This is a genomic window from Prosthecobacter sp. SYSU 5D2, from assembly GCF_039655865.1.
In the GTDB taxonomy this organism is placed as follows: domain Bacteria; phylum Verrucomicrobiota; class Verrucomicrobiia; order Verrucomicrobiales; family Verrucomicrobiaceae; genus Prosthecobacter.
Window position 1 is genome coordinate 259,628 of sequence record NZ_JBBYXL010000002.1, and the last position, 16,416, is coordinate 276,043.

The window sequence follows — 16,416 nt, forward strand, 5'->3', positions numbered from 1 at the left end:
TCAAGCGCGGTTTAAAGCCTTGCGGGACAGTTCCACCAGATAGAGCGGCGCGCTGATTTGCGGCTGCCTGGACGAATAGACCACCTGGATGGGCTGTCCCTCTGGATGGTCCTGGTACACCGATATGGACACGACGGAGGTGTGGCTGTGGGGCTGGCCGGCTTGGTCCAGGTATTCATACGCCAGCTTTTCCGTCCGGCCCTGGCGGACGCTGGTCCGCCGCTTGCTCGTGACAATGCCGGTGGTTTCGATGCCGTGGTCACACAGCTCGCGCATCTGCAGGCCGCGCGAGACGAGCTGATAAACAACCAATGCCAGGATGGCCAGGGAGACAAGGACAGTCAGTGCAATTCCGGTCATAACGTTAAAGTTAGTTAGTCTGGTATTCTAGTCCATCGCTCCTAGACAGACAAGACGGCACATTTCCATTGCGCTATTCAGGCATACAGCACCCTCAATGGGCGCAGCCAGCTAATGATGACGCCGGTTAACAGGGCGATGAGGCCGAGAAGAGACGCGGAGGGTAGGGCCAGGTCGCTGAAGATGGCGGTGGTGACATACACGGCGCCGAAACCGGCAATGCCGGCGGCGATGGCATACAGATGACGGCCCAGGTGATGGTCATTCGTGAAGGCGGCAGCATTGGCCACGGCGGCCAGCAGCATGACCAGCGCAGCGTAACCGCTCTCCTCAACGTCCCATATATAACCTAGAACGACACAGCCCAAGGAGGCAAAGATGAGACCGCCGACGACCACGCCTTCCCAGTATTCACGGGGACGCAATGCCTGTCTGGCGAAGCGGTCCATAACGATGAAAAAGGAGCTGAACCCGCGCACCAGGTGCGACCACAGGGCAAAGATGAGCCAGGCTCCGATAAGCAGCGAGCTGAGGATAGGGGACACATCCTGCAGCAAGGTGCTGAGCACACGATAGGCCACAAAACCGCCCACCATGATCATGGTCTGCCGCCCTTCAGTAAACTGGTTCATCCAGTGGGTGAAGCGCAGTTGCAGGCGGTAGATGGAGGAGCGGGCGCGGAAGGATTCCACCAGGCCCATACGGGCATTTTCACTGTTGGGGCTGAGGCGCAGTGCCTCCATGAAATGCTGGTTGGCGCGCTTGTGGTCGCCTTCCATGAGGGCCTGCCAGCCGGCGCTGGTGTGGGCGCTGTCGTCGTCCGGGTTGCGCTGGAGCTGGTAATCAATGAGGCTCTTGTGGTCGCCATCTTTCTTCTGCATCAGTAGCGCGGCGGAGAGGACTTCAGCTGCCATGGTGCTTTCGGTGTCCAGTTCCAGAGCTTTGCGCGCAGAAGCCTCGGCTTTCGGATAATCCCGCAGGCGCAGGTGCAGGCTGCCTGTCACTGCATGGGCGAATTCGCTGTCCGGGTCCAGGCCCACGGCCTCCTCGGCCTGTTTCAGAGCGGCCTGGATCTCGGCCTTCTGGCCGTCCTTGGCGCGGGCGTTCATGGCCAGCGCCAGGACACCGCGTGCGAAGGCATCCTCCGGCTCCAGGGCCACGGCGCGCTGGGCGGAATCCACGGCACTGGCGGCTGTGCTTTCCTCATTCAGCCAGCAGAGCGCCAGCATGACATAACTGGGAGTGTGTTCAGGATCCAGCTCCAGCGCCTGTTTATAACACTGGATGGCATCCTTCAGCCGGTGCTGCGTCTGCAAGAGACGCCCTCGGGCGAAGTGGGCGCTGGCGCTGGTGTAATCGAGATCAGACATGGCGCTTCAGCGTTTGATGAGGCCCAGGTACTTCAGCACGTCATCATAGAAGCCGCTCTGGTTGGAATACATGGCGTAGTTTTTCGCGCTTTCGAACCAGGCCTTGGTGGTCGGTTTATGATTGCCTGCGGCCTTGATGAGGTCCTTGGTCGTCAGCGGCACCACCTTGCCGGTGCGCATGGCACCGGTCAGGACATCCTCGGTAGCGATGTCAAAAACGGCCTTCAAATCTGCGCCTGAAAAGTCCGGGGTCTTCCGGGCCAGCGCACGCGGGTCCAGCTCGCCGATGGGTTTCTTCTGCGCCATCACCTCGATGATGGCGGAGCGGCCGGCCTCATCCGGCGGCGGCACAAACAGCGTGCGGTCAAACCGGCCTGGGCGGCGGAAGGCGGGGTCAATGTGCCAGGGAGCATTGGTCGCCCCGAGAATCAGCACGCCGTCGTTTTGGGAATCCGCGCCATCCATTTCGGAGAGGAACTGGTTGATCAAATTCCGCCCCGCACTCTGCCGCAGATCCCGCCGGTCGGCGGCCAGGGCATCCACTTCATCGAAAAACAAAACGCAGGGCGCGTTTTTGCGGGCGAGTTCAAAGACCTCGTGCATGTGCTTCTCGGAATTGCCGATCCACATGTCCAGGATCTGGTGCAGACCCAGGGCGATAAAGTTGGCCTGGATCTCCCCGGCGGTAGCCTTGCTGATGAGCGTCTTGCCCACACCGGGAGGGCCGTAGAGAAGGACGCCGCCACCCACTTTTTTATCGTAGGCTTTGAACAGTTCCGCATGTTGAAGCGGATAGATGATCTTCATGCGGATCTCCTCCTTCAGCGCGTCCATGCCGCCGACGTGAGAGAAGTTCAGCTTGGGTTTTTCAAAGTCCGCCAGGCCCAGGTCAAAGGCGGCGCCGCCGAGCGGATGGCCGTCGTCGTCATCATCCTCGTCATCGTCGGAGGCTTCCAAAAAGCTGCCGCTTGAGGTGACACCTGCGCGCTTGCGGCCGCCGGTTTCATCGCCGCCGGGTTTGATGTTTTGAAGGGATTTTTCCAGGCCGGGATCGGAGAGGGATTTGTTCAAGGACAGCGCTTTGTCATACAAGCTGCGGGCGCGTGGCATCTCCCCTTCGGTGACGAAGATGCGTGCCAGCAGCAGGTAACCGGGGGCATAGTCAGGCTTTTCAGCGATGAGCTGCTCGGCCCGCACAGCGGCCTCAGACAGGCGGCCTTGAAGAAACGCCACCTGGGCCAGACCCGCGCGTGCCTCCGGATGTGAGGCATCGCTTTTCAGCGCGGTCGTGTAGGCCTGTTCCGCCTCGTCATGCATCATTTCTTCCATGCAGCCCGCTGCATACAGGAGCAGCAGCGGCACATTATCGGGGGAATGTTGCAGTGCCAGACGGAGGGCATCAAGGTTTTGGGCCATGCCAGTGAACCCAGCGTGCGAGACAGGTCGGCGCAAGGGATTTTATCACCTCAATCGCATGAAGGGGCGCGGCTTTTTCCTGCGTAGGTAGCCCATGCGTTTTATCTTCGCCCTGCTCCTGCTGTTTCAGTTTCAAGCCGCCGCAAATGATGTTGTCTTGAACATCGAGCCCAGCCCGGAGTTTCCGCGCAATTCGGAAGGCTCTTTCATCACCCTGAAGTCGGGGCGGATCCTTTATATCTACACGCAATTTTATGGCGGCGCATCCGACCACAGCGCAGCGCGGCTCGTCTCCATCCAGAGCGATGATGAAGGCCGCACCTGGGATACCCAGGCGCGCACCATCCTGGAAAATGCAGGCGGGGCCAATGTGATGAGCGTCTCCCTGCTGCGGCTGAAAAGCGGCCGCATCGCGCTGTTTTATCTTTTGAAAAACACCTGGCTGGACTGCCGCCCGCATGTGCGTTTCAGCGATGATGAAGCGCAGACCTGGAGCGAGCCCGTGCGCATGCTGGAGGCACCGGGTTACTTTGTCCTGAACAACGACCGCGTGATCCAGCACAGCAGCGGGCGGCTCATCGCTCCCGTCGCCTCACATCGCGCACGCAATACAGACCCGGATACCAGCAAGTCTTTCGACGGACGCGCCATCGCGCTGTGGGTGGTTTCTGACGATGACGGGGCCACCTGGAAAGAAGCGCCGCAATGGCTGGCGCTGCCGGTGCCTGCCACGCGCACCGGGCTTCAGGAGCCGGGCATCGTGGAACTGGCGGACGCATCCCTGCTGAGCTTCTTCCGCACAGACCAGGGCGTGCAGTATGAAAGCCGCTCCACGGACCGTGGCCAGACCTGGACTCCTGTAGTGGCCGGGCCGCTGAAGTCCCCCACCTCCCCGGCCAGCATCGAGCGGCTGCCCGGCAGCGATGACCTGCTGTGCGTGTGGAACGATCACAGCGGCGACCACCCCATGGTGGAAAAGAAACGCACGCCCCTGGTGTTGGCGCTTTCAAGCGACGGTGGCAAGACATGGTCTAACCAAAAGCTTCTCGAATCCGACCCGGATGGCTGGTATTGCTACACGGCCATCCATTACGTCAAAGACGCGGTCCTTCTGGCCTACTGCGCCGGGGATTCCAAGATCGGCGGCCTGAACCGCCTGCGCATCCGCCGGGTGGGGCTTGACTCTCTGAAGTGAGGGATGTCGCGGAACTTCAGGGCCGGATCGGTGGGCCATACCACTCGTAGCACATCAGGTAGATGATGATGCCGGTGAAAGAGACATAAAGCCAGATGGGCACGCTCCATTTGGCCATGCGCTTGTGCTTGTCATAGCGGCGGCGCAGGGCCGGGATGACCGTCATGATGATCAGCACCACGTTCACCACCGCGAGCGGGATGTGGGTCAGCAGAATGGTGAAATAAATCGGACGGGAGAGCCCCGTGCCGGCAAACTGCACATGCCCGGCATTGTAATGGTAATACAGGTAGCAGCCCAGGAAGGCAGTGGAAAACAGCAGCGCAATCGTCATGCAGACGATGTGCCCCTTCTGCCGGTTCATCTTGATCAGCACCAGGCCGATGATGATGTGCAGCAGGGCACAGGCATTAAAAATCGTGTAAAGCTTGGGCAGGTCGTAAACAGTCATTGGGGGAGCGGCAAAGCGGGGGTTAAGGGGCCTGTTCGTTGTCCTTCTGCTTCTCCTTGAGGATGAAGTTCAGGTCCTTGCGGAGCTGTTCATCAAAATGCTCGGCGAACTGCGGGTCCGCATTCATGAGGTCATACAGCGTGCCGCGCAGGTGGCCTTGGTGATCCACCAGGGCCACGCGGAGGTCGTGGATGTATTTGTCATCCGGAGAAAGGCGGTCCTTTTCCGGCAGATCCTGCACCGGACGGAATTTCAGGAACTGGGTCAGGTAGCTGCGGACCTCTTCCTTGTCCCCCTGCACAAACCACCAGGGGTCGGTTTCCTTCACATCAATGCCGCTGGCAAATTGGGCCATCATTTCCGGCGTGTCATCCGGGTCCAGGGTGAAGGAGACAAAATGGATGTTCGGATTACCCCGATATTCCTCCTGAAGCTTTTTCAGCTTGGCGATGACGCCTGCACACCCGCGCGGGCAGCGGGTATAGACCCAGGAGGCCAGGATGATCTTTCCACGCAGATCATTCAGATGCACGGTTTTGCCCGTGCGTTCCGTCAGCGTCAAATCGTCCTCCAGGCGTCCCAGGATGGCCGGGCGGTCCTTTTCCTCGCTGGCGGCCTGCTGTTTCATGGCCAGCAGGTAATTATAAAACACCACAATGCCGAGTACGGCAACGATGATAGGAATCCAGATGGCCCAGGGGGTCAGATTGGGTTTGGGGTCAGGAGCAGGCTGGTCGGACATGGTTGGGTGGAAAATAAATGGCTAGGCGCGTTTCCACGCCAGACTGGATACGAGCAGGATGCCCGGGAGGTACATCAGGGTGCAGAAGAAGAGTTTGCGGGCGGTGGCGCGCTCCGGTGCTTTTTGGAAATCCAGTGCCAGCTTGCACAGCCAGCCGGCCAGGGCCAGCGCCAGCGGCAGGAAGATCCAGGTGACGACGAGGCCCATGATGACGGGGTAAAACATCAGCAGCAGGGTGGCGATGGCGTAGGCCAGGGCATGCTTGGAAGTGCGCACGCCGGCTTCATCGTCATTGGCCAGCATGACAAATCCGCCCCGGCGGTATTCGTCGCGATACATCCAGTTGATGGCCAAGAAGTGCGGGAGCTGCCAGAGGAAGAGCAGGGCAAAAAGGTAGATGGCTCCTGGCTCCAGCAGAAGTTCCAGCCGGACGTAGGCTTCGTTACGCGGAAGCTGGCCTGCGGCTCCGGCCCAGCCGATGAGCGGTGGCAGCGCACCCGAGACGGCACCGACGAGGGTGTTCGTGGGCGACTGTTTTTTCAGCGGGGTGTAGATGAAAAGATAGGTGGCCAGGGTCAGGGCGGTGAGGGCGGCGGCTTCGAAGTTCACCTTGGCAACGAGGTGGATCAGGGCAAAGGCGCTGAGCAGCCAGCCGATGGCAAAGGCGGCGCTGGGGCTGATGCGGCCGGAGGGCAGGGGGCGGTCCGCCGTGCGCAGCATGCGGGAATCGGGCTCGATCTCCATGAGCTGGTTAAAAACCGCAGCCCCAAAGGCGGCCAGGCTGCTGCCCAGGATGGTGTGGAAAAGCAGCCAGCCATCCAGGCCCGCACCGGCGCGCAGCCAGAAGCCGACAAAGGTGGTGACGACGACCAGGGCGCTGAGGCGGAACTTCGTCAGCACCAGCAGATCGTTCATGCTCCAGGTTTTGGAGACGGGATCTGCGGCGGGGCTGGAGCTTTCGGACATGGGGAGCATAGATTAACGCGCTGGCAGCATTTCGCCAGGGGCAGGTGCGGTCTTTCCTGACGCACCAAGCAACCAGAGGTAAAGGGCGCTGACTAGGAGCGAGGAGAGCCCGATATGCAGCACCTGAGCGATGCCGACAATGCCGACATGCGCCAGGACGATGCCGAGCACCATCTGGCTGAAGATGAGACCGAAGATGCTCCACTCCAGCCAGGCGGCGCGGACGAGGTGACGGCGGCTGAGATGCAGGAAAAGGATGCCTGCGCCGAGGATGAGCCAGGAGAAACTGCGGTGGACGAGGTACACCCAGCTTTGCTCCAGCTCCACCACCCATTGGGAGCGCGGCTCGCCGGCATGCGTGTGCGCCAGGTGATCCGTCAGCTCGCGCACTTGGGAGCCCATGACACCCTCAATGACGATGAGGGAAAACAGCACCCAGGCCAGCCCGCGCAGGACGGGAACCGGGCCAGTTTTCCAGACCAGCCGCCAGGGCCGGTCATTGGCCCGCCAGGCGGTGTAAACGAGCACGCACTGCAGCAGAATGGCCAGGGCCATGTGCAGGGTGATGATGCCTGGTTTAAGCCCGCTGAAGACGACCCGCGCGCCCAGCCAGGCATTCACCAATACCAGGATGAATGCGGCGACGGAAGCGACGAAGACCCGTTTTCGCCGCAGGCGGATCTGGCCAAAGGACGCGAAAAAGAGCAGCAGCATGGCCAGGCCCACCGGCAGGCTGGTCAGGCGGTTAATGTATTCAATCCAGGTGGCGACTGGATCAAACTCCGCCCGCAAAGTCTCCGGAGTGATGCTGGCGGGATCCCGCCCAAAACGGGCAGCTTTGGTACGGAACTTTTCCAGGTCAATCTTGTCAAAATCAATGTCCGCCGCATTCGTCGGCGGCACCAGGCAGCCGTAGCAGAACGGCCAGTCCGGGCAGCCCAGCCCAGATCCAGTCGCCCGCACCACGGCACCCACAAAGATCAGCACCTCCACGGTGATGAAGGCGATGAGGGCAAGGCGTTGGAAGCGGGTCCAGATCATGGAGCGGGGAGCAGTCTTCGGTGTGCAGTTTTCAGTCTTCGGTGCGAAGAAATTTTTGAACCACTAATGCCCGGCAATGGCCACTAATGTGAGAGTTCAGAAATATATTAGTGCGTATTTCTGGGCAATAGCGGTTCAAAAAATGGTTGGAATTGGGATTAGCGAGACCAAAAAAATGTCCCGCTCCCTGTTCAGAAGCGGGACATCCCGGTTAAAAGCTGAACAGGGAAATCAATTTAATTGGCGGCGACCGGGGCGTTCAGGGTGGCGGCAGATTTCGCGGCGGCGGCGGCGGATTGTTCCTTTGCCCACTCATCAAACTCGGGGCCAGGAACGACTTCCAGGTTGGCCTTCATCTGGGCATGGCCTGGGCCGCAGAGCTGGCCGCAGATGATGTCCCAGGTACCTTCCTTGACAGGCTTGAACCACATGTGGGCCTTCACGCCAGGGATAGCGTCCTGAGCGGCACGCATGGGAACAATGGCCAGGTTGTGAATGACGTCCTTGCTGGCCACGTCCACGATCACAGGACGACCAAGGGGGAGCTTCATGGTGCCAGGGTTGATGAAGTCATCCTTGCCGTTCGGGTCCAGCAGATCACGACCAGTGACGTTGGTGGGGGCGATGCTGCGCATGTCCCAGGTGCTGAGCATGAGGTCGTCGCCGGGATACTGGAAGTTCCAGAGGAATTTTTCGCCCATGGCGCGGATTTTGATGGTGTCCGGGCTGGTCGGGAAGTCATCGGCCTGATGGGACCAGAGGGGGAAGGCGAAACCGAGGAGGAGGATGGCTTCCACGACGACCACGCCGATCTCAATGTGGGTGGAGGCATGGCCGCGCACGCCATGGTAATCGGCTTTGGGGTTCTTGCTCTGACGGAAACGCGTGAAGGCGATGATCAGGAAAATGGACCAGCCGATGAAGAGGGCCAGCATGAACCAGTGCACAAAGCCGAGCATGTGGTCCAGGAGACCGCCGTGTTCGGAGGCGTTTTCGGTGATGCCAATCCAGGTATTGATGTCAGAGACGCTCATGAGTGATTCGGGGGAGATTATTGAAGAGGCACGTCTGCGGGAAGACGGCTTTGTTTGCGCGCGAAGTTAAAGAAAATGAGGCCCACGGCACCCATGCCAATGACCAGAAAGCCTAGCATCACCAGCACCGCCAGATCCTGAGCCTGGGCCATGACACTGCCCGGGTCCGGACGGCAGGTGGCGCAGGCGAGCTGGAAAAGATGGGCGTTCATGGCGGTGGAAAGGGAAAGGAAGTCAAACAATAATGGTGCGGCTCTTTTTTACGATATACCAGACAAGGTAGGCCGTCATGACGATGCTCAGCCAGCCGGCGAAGGATCCCAGACCGGCGACTCCCAGAGCAGCCGCCTGCTCAGGCAGCATGCGCGTCCACAGCCAGAACCCAAGATCGCTCAGAATGGCGAAGAAAAGGAAGACGATGTGGAAGTGCTTGAGAGACATGGCCGGTGGGGGGAAGGGGTTACTGGTTGCTTTCGTAAAATCCGGGGAAGACCAGCGGATCACTGGCAGAGAATACGAACAGAAAGAACAGCGCGATGGCAAATGCAGCGGTGAAAGCGAGGATCTTGTAAATCAGCTTGGCCTCGTGATTCAAGTGCATGAAGATCAGCGCCACCAAGCCCGCCTTGAAGGTGGCCACGATCATGCCCACCAGGATGTTCAGGCTGTGCGTGGGCAGTTCCACCGTGGAAAGCCATACCGTGACGATCGTGAAAAAGGCCAGCACCAAGCCGATGATCTTGATCCTCTTAATTGACTTGTGAATTTCTTCGTGACTGTCTGCCATATGCGGTGAGGGAAAAAAGGTGAGAGGGGAACAACCGGCGGTTAGAGGAGATAAAGCAGCGGGAACAGGAAGATCCAGACCAAGTCCACAAAGTGCCAGAAGAGGCCGCCGACTTCGACACGGTTGGCCAAGCGCTCAGGGTCGTTGCGGAGCATCTTGCCATCAAACAGGAGGAAATAGGTCAGAACCAGGGCACCCGCCACCACGTGCAGGCCGTGCAGACCCGTGAGGGTGAAGTAGATGGCGTAGTAGGTATTCAGTTTCGGTGTATAGTTGGAGAAGAAGGCGATGTCTTTTTTCTCAAGGGTCACCTGCGGATGGTGGCCATGGTCACCATGATCTTCGGCGTGACCGGCAGCCGCTTCCGCTTTGTGTTCCCCCTCAGCGTGGGCGGCTGGCGGTGTGGCGGATTTGATATGCAGGAAAAAGGATTCCTTCTGGTGGGTAGCACTCTTCAGCGGGTCACGGTTCGGATAGTCCTTCTTGAACGTAGCCTTGGCGTGGTCGCGGGTGGAGATGAATTCCTGTTTCCAGCCTTCACCCAGATACTGGCTGCTCCAGGCGAGGGAGTTTTCCGCATCGGGCACGGAGCGGAGGTCCACTCCGTCCACATCAATGACCATTTTGTCATCCAGCAGCTTTCCCGTGGCGGTGGTGCCATCGGCAAAGGTGATGGAGCTGGCGGAGTAACCGAGAAGCTTGGATGGTTTGACCTTGAAAGTGACCGGCTGGCTGGCGGTGAGCTTGACCGTAGTGTCAGCCACGATGTTCATCTTCTGGGCTTCCCGGTCCTTGCCCTGGTCGCGGAGAGCCTGTTTCCTTTTCTCAAGGGCTTCTTCAGCAGCTTTCACTGTCTTTTTGCGGAAAGCACCGAAGTCGCTCAGGGAAAGCTCTTCACCGGAGGCCAGTTTGAAGGTGGGGGCCTCGCCCTGGATGTAAGGGAGGACGTAGTCTTCAGGATCGGCATCAATCGCCTTGTTTTCGCCAGCGATGGTCAGGGTGAACTCAGTGGCTTCGCCAAAGGTGATTTCATAACCTTGCGGAAGGTGGCCGGTGAGGAAGGTGCCGTCGGTCAGCTTGACTGCGTAGTGAGTGAACTTGCCGTAATACTCGTAGCTCTTGATGCCCATGAAAGCCAGGGCGCAGAGGATGGTAATGGCCAGATAAGCCCTGAACTTGGCGATGTTGCGCAGTTTCAGGTTGGCCCACGCGAGAAGCACCGTCACGGAGGAGAAGATGAGCACCAGGGTGTTGATGAATCCCGGTGCGACAGCCAGCTCATGAACCGGCCAGTGGTAGTCCGCCCCCACACGCAGGAAGATGTAGGAGGAAAAAAGGCCGCCGAAGAGCATCACCTCGGAGGCGAGGAAGAGCCAGATGCCGACCTTGGCATTGTAGAGGCCCGTATCGGGGCGGGCGGTGACGGTATAGGGGATGTCCATTGCGAAAGGGAGGTGCTCAGGTTTCGGGTCTCAGGGCTGGGCTCGGATCAATGATGAGCAACCGGGGCAGGAGTCGGGGAGGCAGCGGCCACAGCAGCTTTGCCGGGCTCGGTTTCCCACTGCGGCAGGTAGTCCTGGGAGCAGGCGGGAACGCTGTATTCATAAGGACCGCGGACGACGACCGGCTCAAAGGTGAAGTTGCCGTGCGGAGGCGGTGTTGGCGTGGCCCACTCCAGCGTCGTGCAGTGCCATGGGTTGTCGCTGTTGGCTTTACGGCCGCCCTTGATGCTGAGGAAGACGTTCAGGATGAATGGCACCTGGCCGAGGGCGAGGATGAAAGCGCCGACAGACATGAGGACGTTCAGGCCCAGGAGGTTGTTAGGCACATCCATGCCAACGAGGCCGAAGGTCCAGGAAGTGAGTTCTGTCACCCAGTTGGAGGCACTGCTGGTCTGCTCGAAGTATTTGCCACCGTCATACCAGCGGCGGTGGAAGCCGCCCATGCCCTGGATGAACATCGGGGCAAAGATGAGGTTCATGCCGAGCAGGGAAGGCCAGAAGTGCAGCTTGCCCAGGAAGTCGCTCATGAAGCGGCCGGTGATCTTTGGATACCAGTGATAAATGCCGGCAAAGAGGGCAAAGATGGTGCCGGGAGCCACCACATAATGGAAGTGACCGATGACGTAATACGTATCGTGCAGGGCCAGATCAATGAAGGTGAAAGCCAGAGGCAGACCGGTCAGACCGCCGATGCCGAACATGGGCAGGAAAGCAGATGCGAAAAGCATCTGCGGGGTGAAGCGGATGGAGCCGCCCCAAAGGGAGATCATTAGACCGGTCAGAAGGATGACGGAAGGGACGGAAATGAGCACCGTGGTGATCTGGAAGTAGGTGGACATCATCGTGCCCATGCCGGTCAGATACATGTGGTGGGCCCAGACCAGGAAGCTGAGGAAACCGAGGGTCAGCGCGGCATACACCATGGACTTGTAGCCCCAGAGAGGGCGGCGGGTGTTCGCCGGGATGACTTCCGCCAGGATGGCGAAGGCCGGAAGAATAAGCACGTACACCTCAGGGTGGGCCAGGAACCAGAAAAGGTGCTGGTAAAGCAAAGGAGAGCCGCCACCGGAGATGTCCAAGTGCTGGCCGCCTTCCATGAGGCCGGTCGGGAGGAAGAAGCTGGCACCGAAGACACGGTCCACAAGCTGAAGCAGGGCGGCGACTTCCAGAGGAGGGAAGGCCAGAAGAAGCAGGAAGCTGGTCACGAACATGGCCCAGCAGAAGAACGGCATGCGCATCCAGGTCATGCCTTTGGCGCGCAGGTTGATCACCGTCGTGATGACGTTGACGGAACCAAGCAGGGATGCGGAAATGTTAAACACCATGGCCAGGAGCCACCAGGTGTGGCCGTGCATCCAGACATTGGTCACTGCGAGAGTCGTCGTGGAGGCCAGGGGGGAATACATCGTCCAGCCTGTCTGCACCGAACCCGTGCCGACAAAGAAGCTGGCAATCATCATCACGCCGCTGATGAAGAAGAGCCAGAAGCTCCACATGTTCAGTTTCGGGAAGGCCATATCAATCGTGCCGATCTGCAGCGGCATGACGAAGTTCACAAACCCGGCAAAACCCAGGGGCACAATGCCCAGGAAAACCATGATGGTACCGTGCATGGCACCGAGCATGTTGTATAACTCGCCGTTCACGATGCCGCCCGGTGCCCAACGGCCGATGGCGTCATGAAAGAAAGGTCCGATGACCGGCAGGCTCTCCACAAACAGCAGCCCTGGCACGGTCTCGCCGGGGAAGGCGATGCTCCAGCGCATGAGGAGCATGAGGAAGAAACCCAGCAGAAGGAACAGCAGGCCGCTCAGGCCATACTGGATGCCGATGACCTTGTGGTCACAGGAGAAGATATACTTGCCGAGGAATCCCGGCTCGTCGTGGTGATCATGCGCATGATCGGCTCCATGGGAGTGATCGTGGGTGGTGGCGGCGGCGCTCATAGATTGAATGAAAAGGGACCGGGAAGACTACGTGTCAGAAACGGTGAAAGTCGTTGGAGTGACGATCAAAATGGAGGACAAAAAGCGAGGCTCCAGACGGGACCGGACCCTCACCGTGGGAGAATCCTGAAAAGAGGGCAATGTGGCTTCAGAGGCTGCCGGGGGAGCCTTGCTGAAATCAGATTGCCATTTGCAGAACATGAAAGATAAAATCGCAATTACGGAGCTGGAGCTGCAGCCGGAGCGGCTGCTGCCGTTGCACCGGGGCCGGCAGGAATGTCACCGGGGACGTTTTTGTCCTTGAAAGGCTCAAGCTCGGCCTGCGTCCACTGGGTGGCACGTTTCTCGTCAGCACGGACTTTTTCCACCATTTCTTTGGTGATCATCGTGCCTTCGTTGCCCCAGGTATTGCGGATGTAGGTCAGCACGTTGGCGAGGTCGCCTGCAGACATCGCGGCACCGAAGCCCTGCATGCCTCCGGGGAAGTTGTAGTTCTGGCCTTTGACCGTGACCTGGCCGACCAGACCGTGCTGCACCACGCGGATCAGACGCTCCGTGCCTCCGGTGACCCATTCAGAATCTGCTAGCGGCGGATACTGGCCAGCAAGACCCAGGCCGCTACCCTGATGGCAGCCACCGCAGACGGCATAACCGCTAGCACCCTTTTTCATGGCCACCTGGAAGGGATCGGCTTCAGCACCGCCATCGTTTTGTCCGGGGCGCGGGTCGCCACCGCCGAGCTTGCCGGTGGAGAAAGGATTGCTGACATTGAAACTGAAACCGCCCGTCATAGGACCAAGCTGGCCGCCGGCGATGATGGCGACGATCATGAACAGGAAGATGACCCAGACGGGAGCAGGTTCGTGACCGGGTTCCTGGTCAGATTTTTCACGCTTCACCGCTGCGTGCAGGCGGTCCAGATCATTGCTGTCAGGATTGGGGAAGGAGGAAGGAGCGCTCATGGGCGGGGGTCTCGAGTGTTCCGGGGTTACTGTTTAGCTGCGGCAGGGGCGGCAGCGACGGCGGCTGGATCACCAGGGACAGGATAGTCTTTTTTCAGGGAGAGCAGGTAGTCCACCAGGGCTTCCGCTTCTGGGGTAGGCACCACTTCGTAGCCTTCTTTCACGGCGAATTTCTTGTGCAGCTTCAGTGCCTTTTCCGAAGTCTGCCCCTGAGCCAGACGCTCCGTGTAGAGGTGGGCAAAGGAAGGCATGTTGGACCAGTCATGCAGGCTCTTGGGAGCATACAGCATCTGGTGGATGCGCGCACGCTCAGGGGCACGCCAGCCGTAGTTGGTCAGGTCGGGACCGTTGCGCTGCACGCCGAGGAAAGCATACGGCTCATCCAGATAATCCAGAAGCGTATTGGAGCGGACGGGTGCAGGCGGGCGGGCATCTTGGTCCATGCCCCAGCCTCTGCGCCAGCCGTCCAGGGCAAGCTGGGTGGGGCGGATCATCTGCGTGTGGCACTGGACGCAACCTTCACGGGCATAGACGAGCTGGCCCTGACGGTTGATGGGTGCAGGCGGATACTGGCCTTCCAGACCATCGCGGTCTTTGTCATAGGGGACAGGGGACAGCGCCTGATACTGGATCGTCGGAACAATGATGAGGAAGAGCCAGGGAAGACCGAAGCTGGCAATCAGGGCGAGGATAAACGTGCGGAACTGGCTCATGCGTGGGCGGCGTGGGGAAGGGCTTCTTCGTGATCATGCTCAAGCAGCGTCGGGGCGGAACTGCGGCGACCAAGTCCGGCCACCATGAGCATGAGATGGATCAGGAACCAAACATTGGACCAAGTGATCAGTGCCCAGGCGATGGCGCGGGCGATGATGTAAGGGCGGAGGTTCAGCGCGAGCTGCATGAAGTCCTGGTCCCACATTTCAGGGGAGTTAAGGTCACCGCCCTGCTGGATACCGGCGACGAGGCTGGTCACGACAATGGCACCGATGCCATAGACGGAGAACCAGAAGTGGTTGCGGATGAGGCGGACGGAAAGCCATTCACAGCCGGTCAGGCGGGGGACGATGTAGTAGATGGCCCCAAAGATGGTCATGCTAAAGAAACCATAGACGGCCACGATCTGGAAGCCATACCAGGCCTGAGTGAACTGAAGGGTGGCACCCGTGGAGAAATTGGAGATCAGGGCCAGGATGGCACCGCTGACAGGATAAAACAGCGCTCCGAAGAAGACGAAACGCAGCGTCGGGCTGGAGGCCACCATGTTATGCTTGCCCAGCGTGGTCAGGTGATGGTTTAGACCCACCACGCCGACAGGAATCAGAAGCAGCACGCCCGTAGCAGCGCCAACCGCAGGCATCCAGGCCGGAAGGGGGCCGCCCATGTAATGTTGCATGCCCGTCCAGCCGCCGAGAACTGCCAGGAGCCAGAAACCGATCTGCGAGAGCTGGTAGCTCGCGACAGGCTGGCCGGTCACTTTCGGGATGAAGTAGTAAGCTGCACCAATGGCCACCGGGGCGAAGAACAGCAGGATCATCGTATGCACATACCAGGCATTGATGCCAGCACCGAGCGCACCCAAGCCGGGGAGGCAATGAAGGGCCACATTGGCAGTGACGAAGATCCAGGGGAACCAGAAGCAGGCGGCCAGGATATACCAGGTGCTGACCATGAAACCTTCCGGACGGAACGCGCGGCCAAACATGAACACCATAGGCCAGGCGAAGGCGAGGAAACTGATGAGCAATACCGGCCAGATGAAGGCGGGCATTTCCATCCACTGCATGGAGGTGCTTTTGCCGAGAAGGATGCAGACCAGGCCGATGGTCACGGCGATGTTCCAGAAGATGGCGGCCACGTATAGGACGCTTTTGCCAGTGCGAAGCACTTGGCCGGAGCGGCGGGCCATGATCCAGAGCATGGCACCGAGACCGGCCTGAACACCCCAGCCATAAACGAGGGCATTGATGTGTGTGGGCTGGAGCCGTCCGTATTGAAGCACGCTGCAGGCACCGAGGAAATCCGGGGCAAACTGCTTGATGGCGGCAAGGACGCCCAGGATGGTCGAAGCCATCAGCCAGAAAGCGCCGTTCAGGAAGAGGAAGAGCACCGGGCCTTTAACCGACTTGTCGATCGCCGCGCGGCGAAGGTTGTCGGCCTGGGTGTCCGTGGATGCTGGGGTGGTCTGCATAGGGTCCGTGGGCAAAAAATCAGTTCGCTGGAGCAGGTATGGCTGCCGGAGCGGCAGGAGTTGGAGCGGGTGCTGCTGGAGCAGCTGTGCCTGCAGGAGCAGGGGCAATGGCAGCAGGTGCCGGCTCGGCAGCGAGCCGCAATTGAGTCGGAGAACCGGGAACCACCTGGGTGCTGACGCCTTCCGGCCTGGCCTTCAGTCCTTCCAGGGTTTTGGCAAAGATGGCGGCTTTTTTGCTGCTGTCGTTGAGGCCCATTTTGGCGATGATCTCATTCTGCGCCTTGGTGATTTCCTCTTTGTTGGCCAGACGCTCAGGGATGCGCGGATCTTCCGCCCCTTGGGTGGCAAACAGTGACTGGATCAGATAAAACAGCACGGCGAAACTCGCAAACGCGGCCAGCACCCAAAGGAAGGTGGCTCCGGCTTTCGAAGGTGTAGCGGTTGATGACATGAAGT

General features: G+C 59.6%; 18 protein-coding genes. 1 reads left to right on the top strand and 17 read right to left on the bottom strand.

Annotation, left to right across the window (positions count from 1 at the left end; genetic code table 11):
- From WJU23_RS03785 to WJU23_RS03795, 3 genes are all read right to left on the bottom strand, one after another.
- Complete coding sequence (locus WJU23_RS03785) at positions 1-360, bottom strand: DUF3592 domain-containing protein (protein ID WP_346331203.1); 360 nt, start codon at positions 358-360, stop codon at positions 1-3.
- Between the two features lie 77 nt (positions 361-437).
- Positions 438-1,730 carry a tetratricopeptide repeat protein gene (locus WJU23_RS03790; RefSeq protein WP_346331204.1) on the bottom strand — a complete coding sequence of 431 codons (1,293 nt, stop codon included), beginning with the start codon at positions 1,728-1,730 and terminating at the stop codon, positions 438-440.
- A gap of 6 nt (positions 1,731-1,736) precedes the next feature.
- Complete coding sequence (locus WJU23_RS03795) at positions 1,737-3,146, bottom strand: AAA family ATPase (protein WP_346331205.1); 1,410 nt, start codon at positions 3,144-3,146, stop codon at positions 1,737-1,739.
- Between the two features lie 94 nt (positions 3,147-3,240).
- On the opposite strand from WJU23_RS03795, the gene WJU23_RS03800 reads away from it, so the two are divergent.
- Positions 3,241-4,341, top strand: coding sequence for a sialidase family protein (locus WJU23_RS03800; RefSeq protein ID WP_346331206.1), 1,101 nt, complete (start codon positions 3,241-3,243; stop codon positions 4,339-4,341).
- Positions 4,342-4,357: 16 nt separating this feature from the next.
- Here the strand turns inward: WJU23_RS03800 and WJU23_RS03805 are convergent, their stop codons facing one another.
- The 14 genes from WJU23_RS03805 to WJU23_RS03870 form a co-directional block, all read right to left on the bottom strand.
- Positions 4,358-4,792, bottom strand: coding sequence for a DUF420 domain-containing protein (locus tag WJU23_RS03805; RefSeq protein WP_346331207.1), 435 nt, complete (start codon positions 4,790-4,792; stop codon positions 4,358-4,360).
- A gap of 22 nt (positions 4,793-4,814) precedes the next feature.
- A complete protein-coding gene (locus tag WJU23_RS03810; RefSeq protein WP_346331208.1) occupies positions 4,815-5,534 on the bottom strand; it encodes an SCO family protein in 720 nt (239 codons plus the stop codon).
- A gap of 21 nt (positions 5,535-5,555) precedes the next feature.
- Positions 5,556-6,500 (bottom strand): heme o synthase, encoded by a 945-nt coding sequence (cyoE, locus tag WJU23_RS03815; RefSeq protein ID WP_346331209.1) that lies wholly within the window; start codon positions 6,498-6,500, stop codon positions 5,556-5,558.
- Positions 6,501-6,512: 12 nt separating this feature from the next.
- Positions 6,513-7,541: a COX15/CtaA family protein gene (locus WJU23_RS03820; protein ID WP_346331210.1), complete on the bottom strand. Its 1,029-nt coding sequence runs from the start codon at positions 7,539-7,541 to the stop codon at positions 6,513-6,515.
- A gap of 236 nt (positions 7,542-7,777) precedes the next feature.
- Positions 7,778-8,575 (bottom strand): cytochrome c oxidase subunit II, encoded by a 798-nt coding sequence (locus tag WJU23_RS03825; protein ID WP_346331211.1) that lies wholly within the window; start codon positions 8,573-8,575, stop codon positions 7,778-7,780.
- Between the two features lie 17 nt (positions 8,576-8,592).
- Positions 8,593-8,787, bottom strand: coding sequence for a hypothetical protein (locus tag WJU23_RS03830; RefSeq protein ID WP_346331212.1), 195 nt, complete (start codon positions 8,785-8,787; stop codon positions 8,593-8,595).
- A 22-nt stretch (positions 8,788-8,809) separates the two neighbouring features.
- A complete protein-coding gene (locus tag WJU23_RS03835) occupies positions 8,810-9,016 on the bottom strand; it encodes a hypothetical protein (protein ID WP_346331213.1) in 207 nt (68 codons plus the stop codon).
- Between the two features lie 19 nt (positions 9,017-9,035).
- A complete protein-coding gene (locus tag WJU23_RS03840; protein ID WP_346331214.1) occupies positions 9,036-9,362 on the bottom strand; it encodes a cytochrome C oxidase subunit IV family protein in 327 nt (108 codons plus the stop codon).
- Between the two features lie 41 nt (positions 9,363-9,403).
- Positions 9,404-10,804, bottom strand: a complete 1,401-nt coding sequence (locus tag WJU23_RS03845; protein ID WP_346331215.1) for a cytochrome c oxidase subunit 3 — start codon at positions 10,802-10,804, stop codon at positions 9,404-9,406.
- A 47-nt stretch (positions 10,805-10,851) separates the two neighbouring features.
- Positions 10,852-12,810: a cbb3-type cytochrome c oxidase subunit I gene (locus WJU23_RS03850; protein WP_346331216.1), complete on the bottom strand. Its 1,959-nt coding sequence runs from the start codon at positions 12,808-12,810 to the stop codon at positions 10,852-10,854.
- A gap of 218 nt (positions 12,811-13,028) precedes the next feature.
- On the bottom strand, positions 13,029-13,772 hold the full coding sequence (locus WJU23_RS03855) for a c-type cytochrome (RefSeq protein ID WP_346331217.1): 744 nt from the start codon (positions 13,770-13,772) through the stop codon (positions 13,029-13,031).
- A gap of 26 nt (positions 13,773-13,798) precedes the next feature.
- On the bottom strand, positions 13,799-14,485 hold the full coding sequence (locus WJU23_RS03860; protein ID WP_346331218.1) for a cbb3-type cytochrome c oxidase subunit II: 687 nt from the start codon (positions 14,483-14,485) through the stop codon (positions 13,799-13,801).
- Entirely contained in the window at positions 14,482-15,960 is a 1,479-nt protein-coding gene (locus WJU23_RS03865) for a cbb3-type cytochrome c oxidase subunit I (protein ID WP_346331219.1), read from the bottom strand. The genes WJU23_RS03860 and WJU23_RS03865 overlap by 4 nt, the downstream gene beginning before the upstream one ends.
- 19 nt (positions 15,961-15,979) lie before the next feature.
- Complete coding sequence (locus tag WJU23_RS03870; RefSeq protein WP_346331220.1) at positions 15,980-16,411, bottom strand: hypothetical protein; 432 nt, start codon at positions 16,409-16,411, stop codon at positions 15,980-15,982.
- Positions 16,412-16,416: the final 5 nt, after the last annotated feature.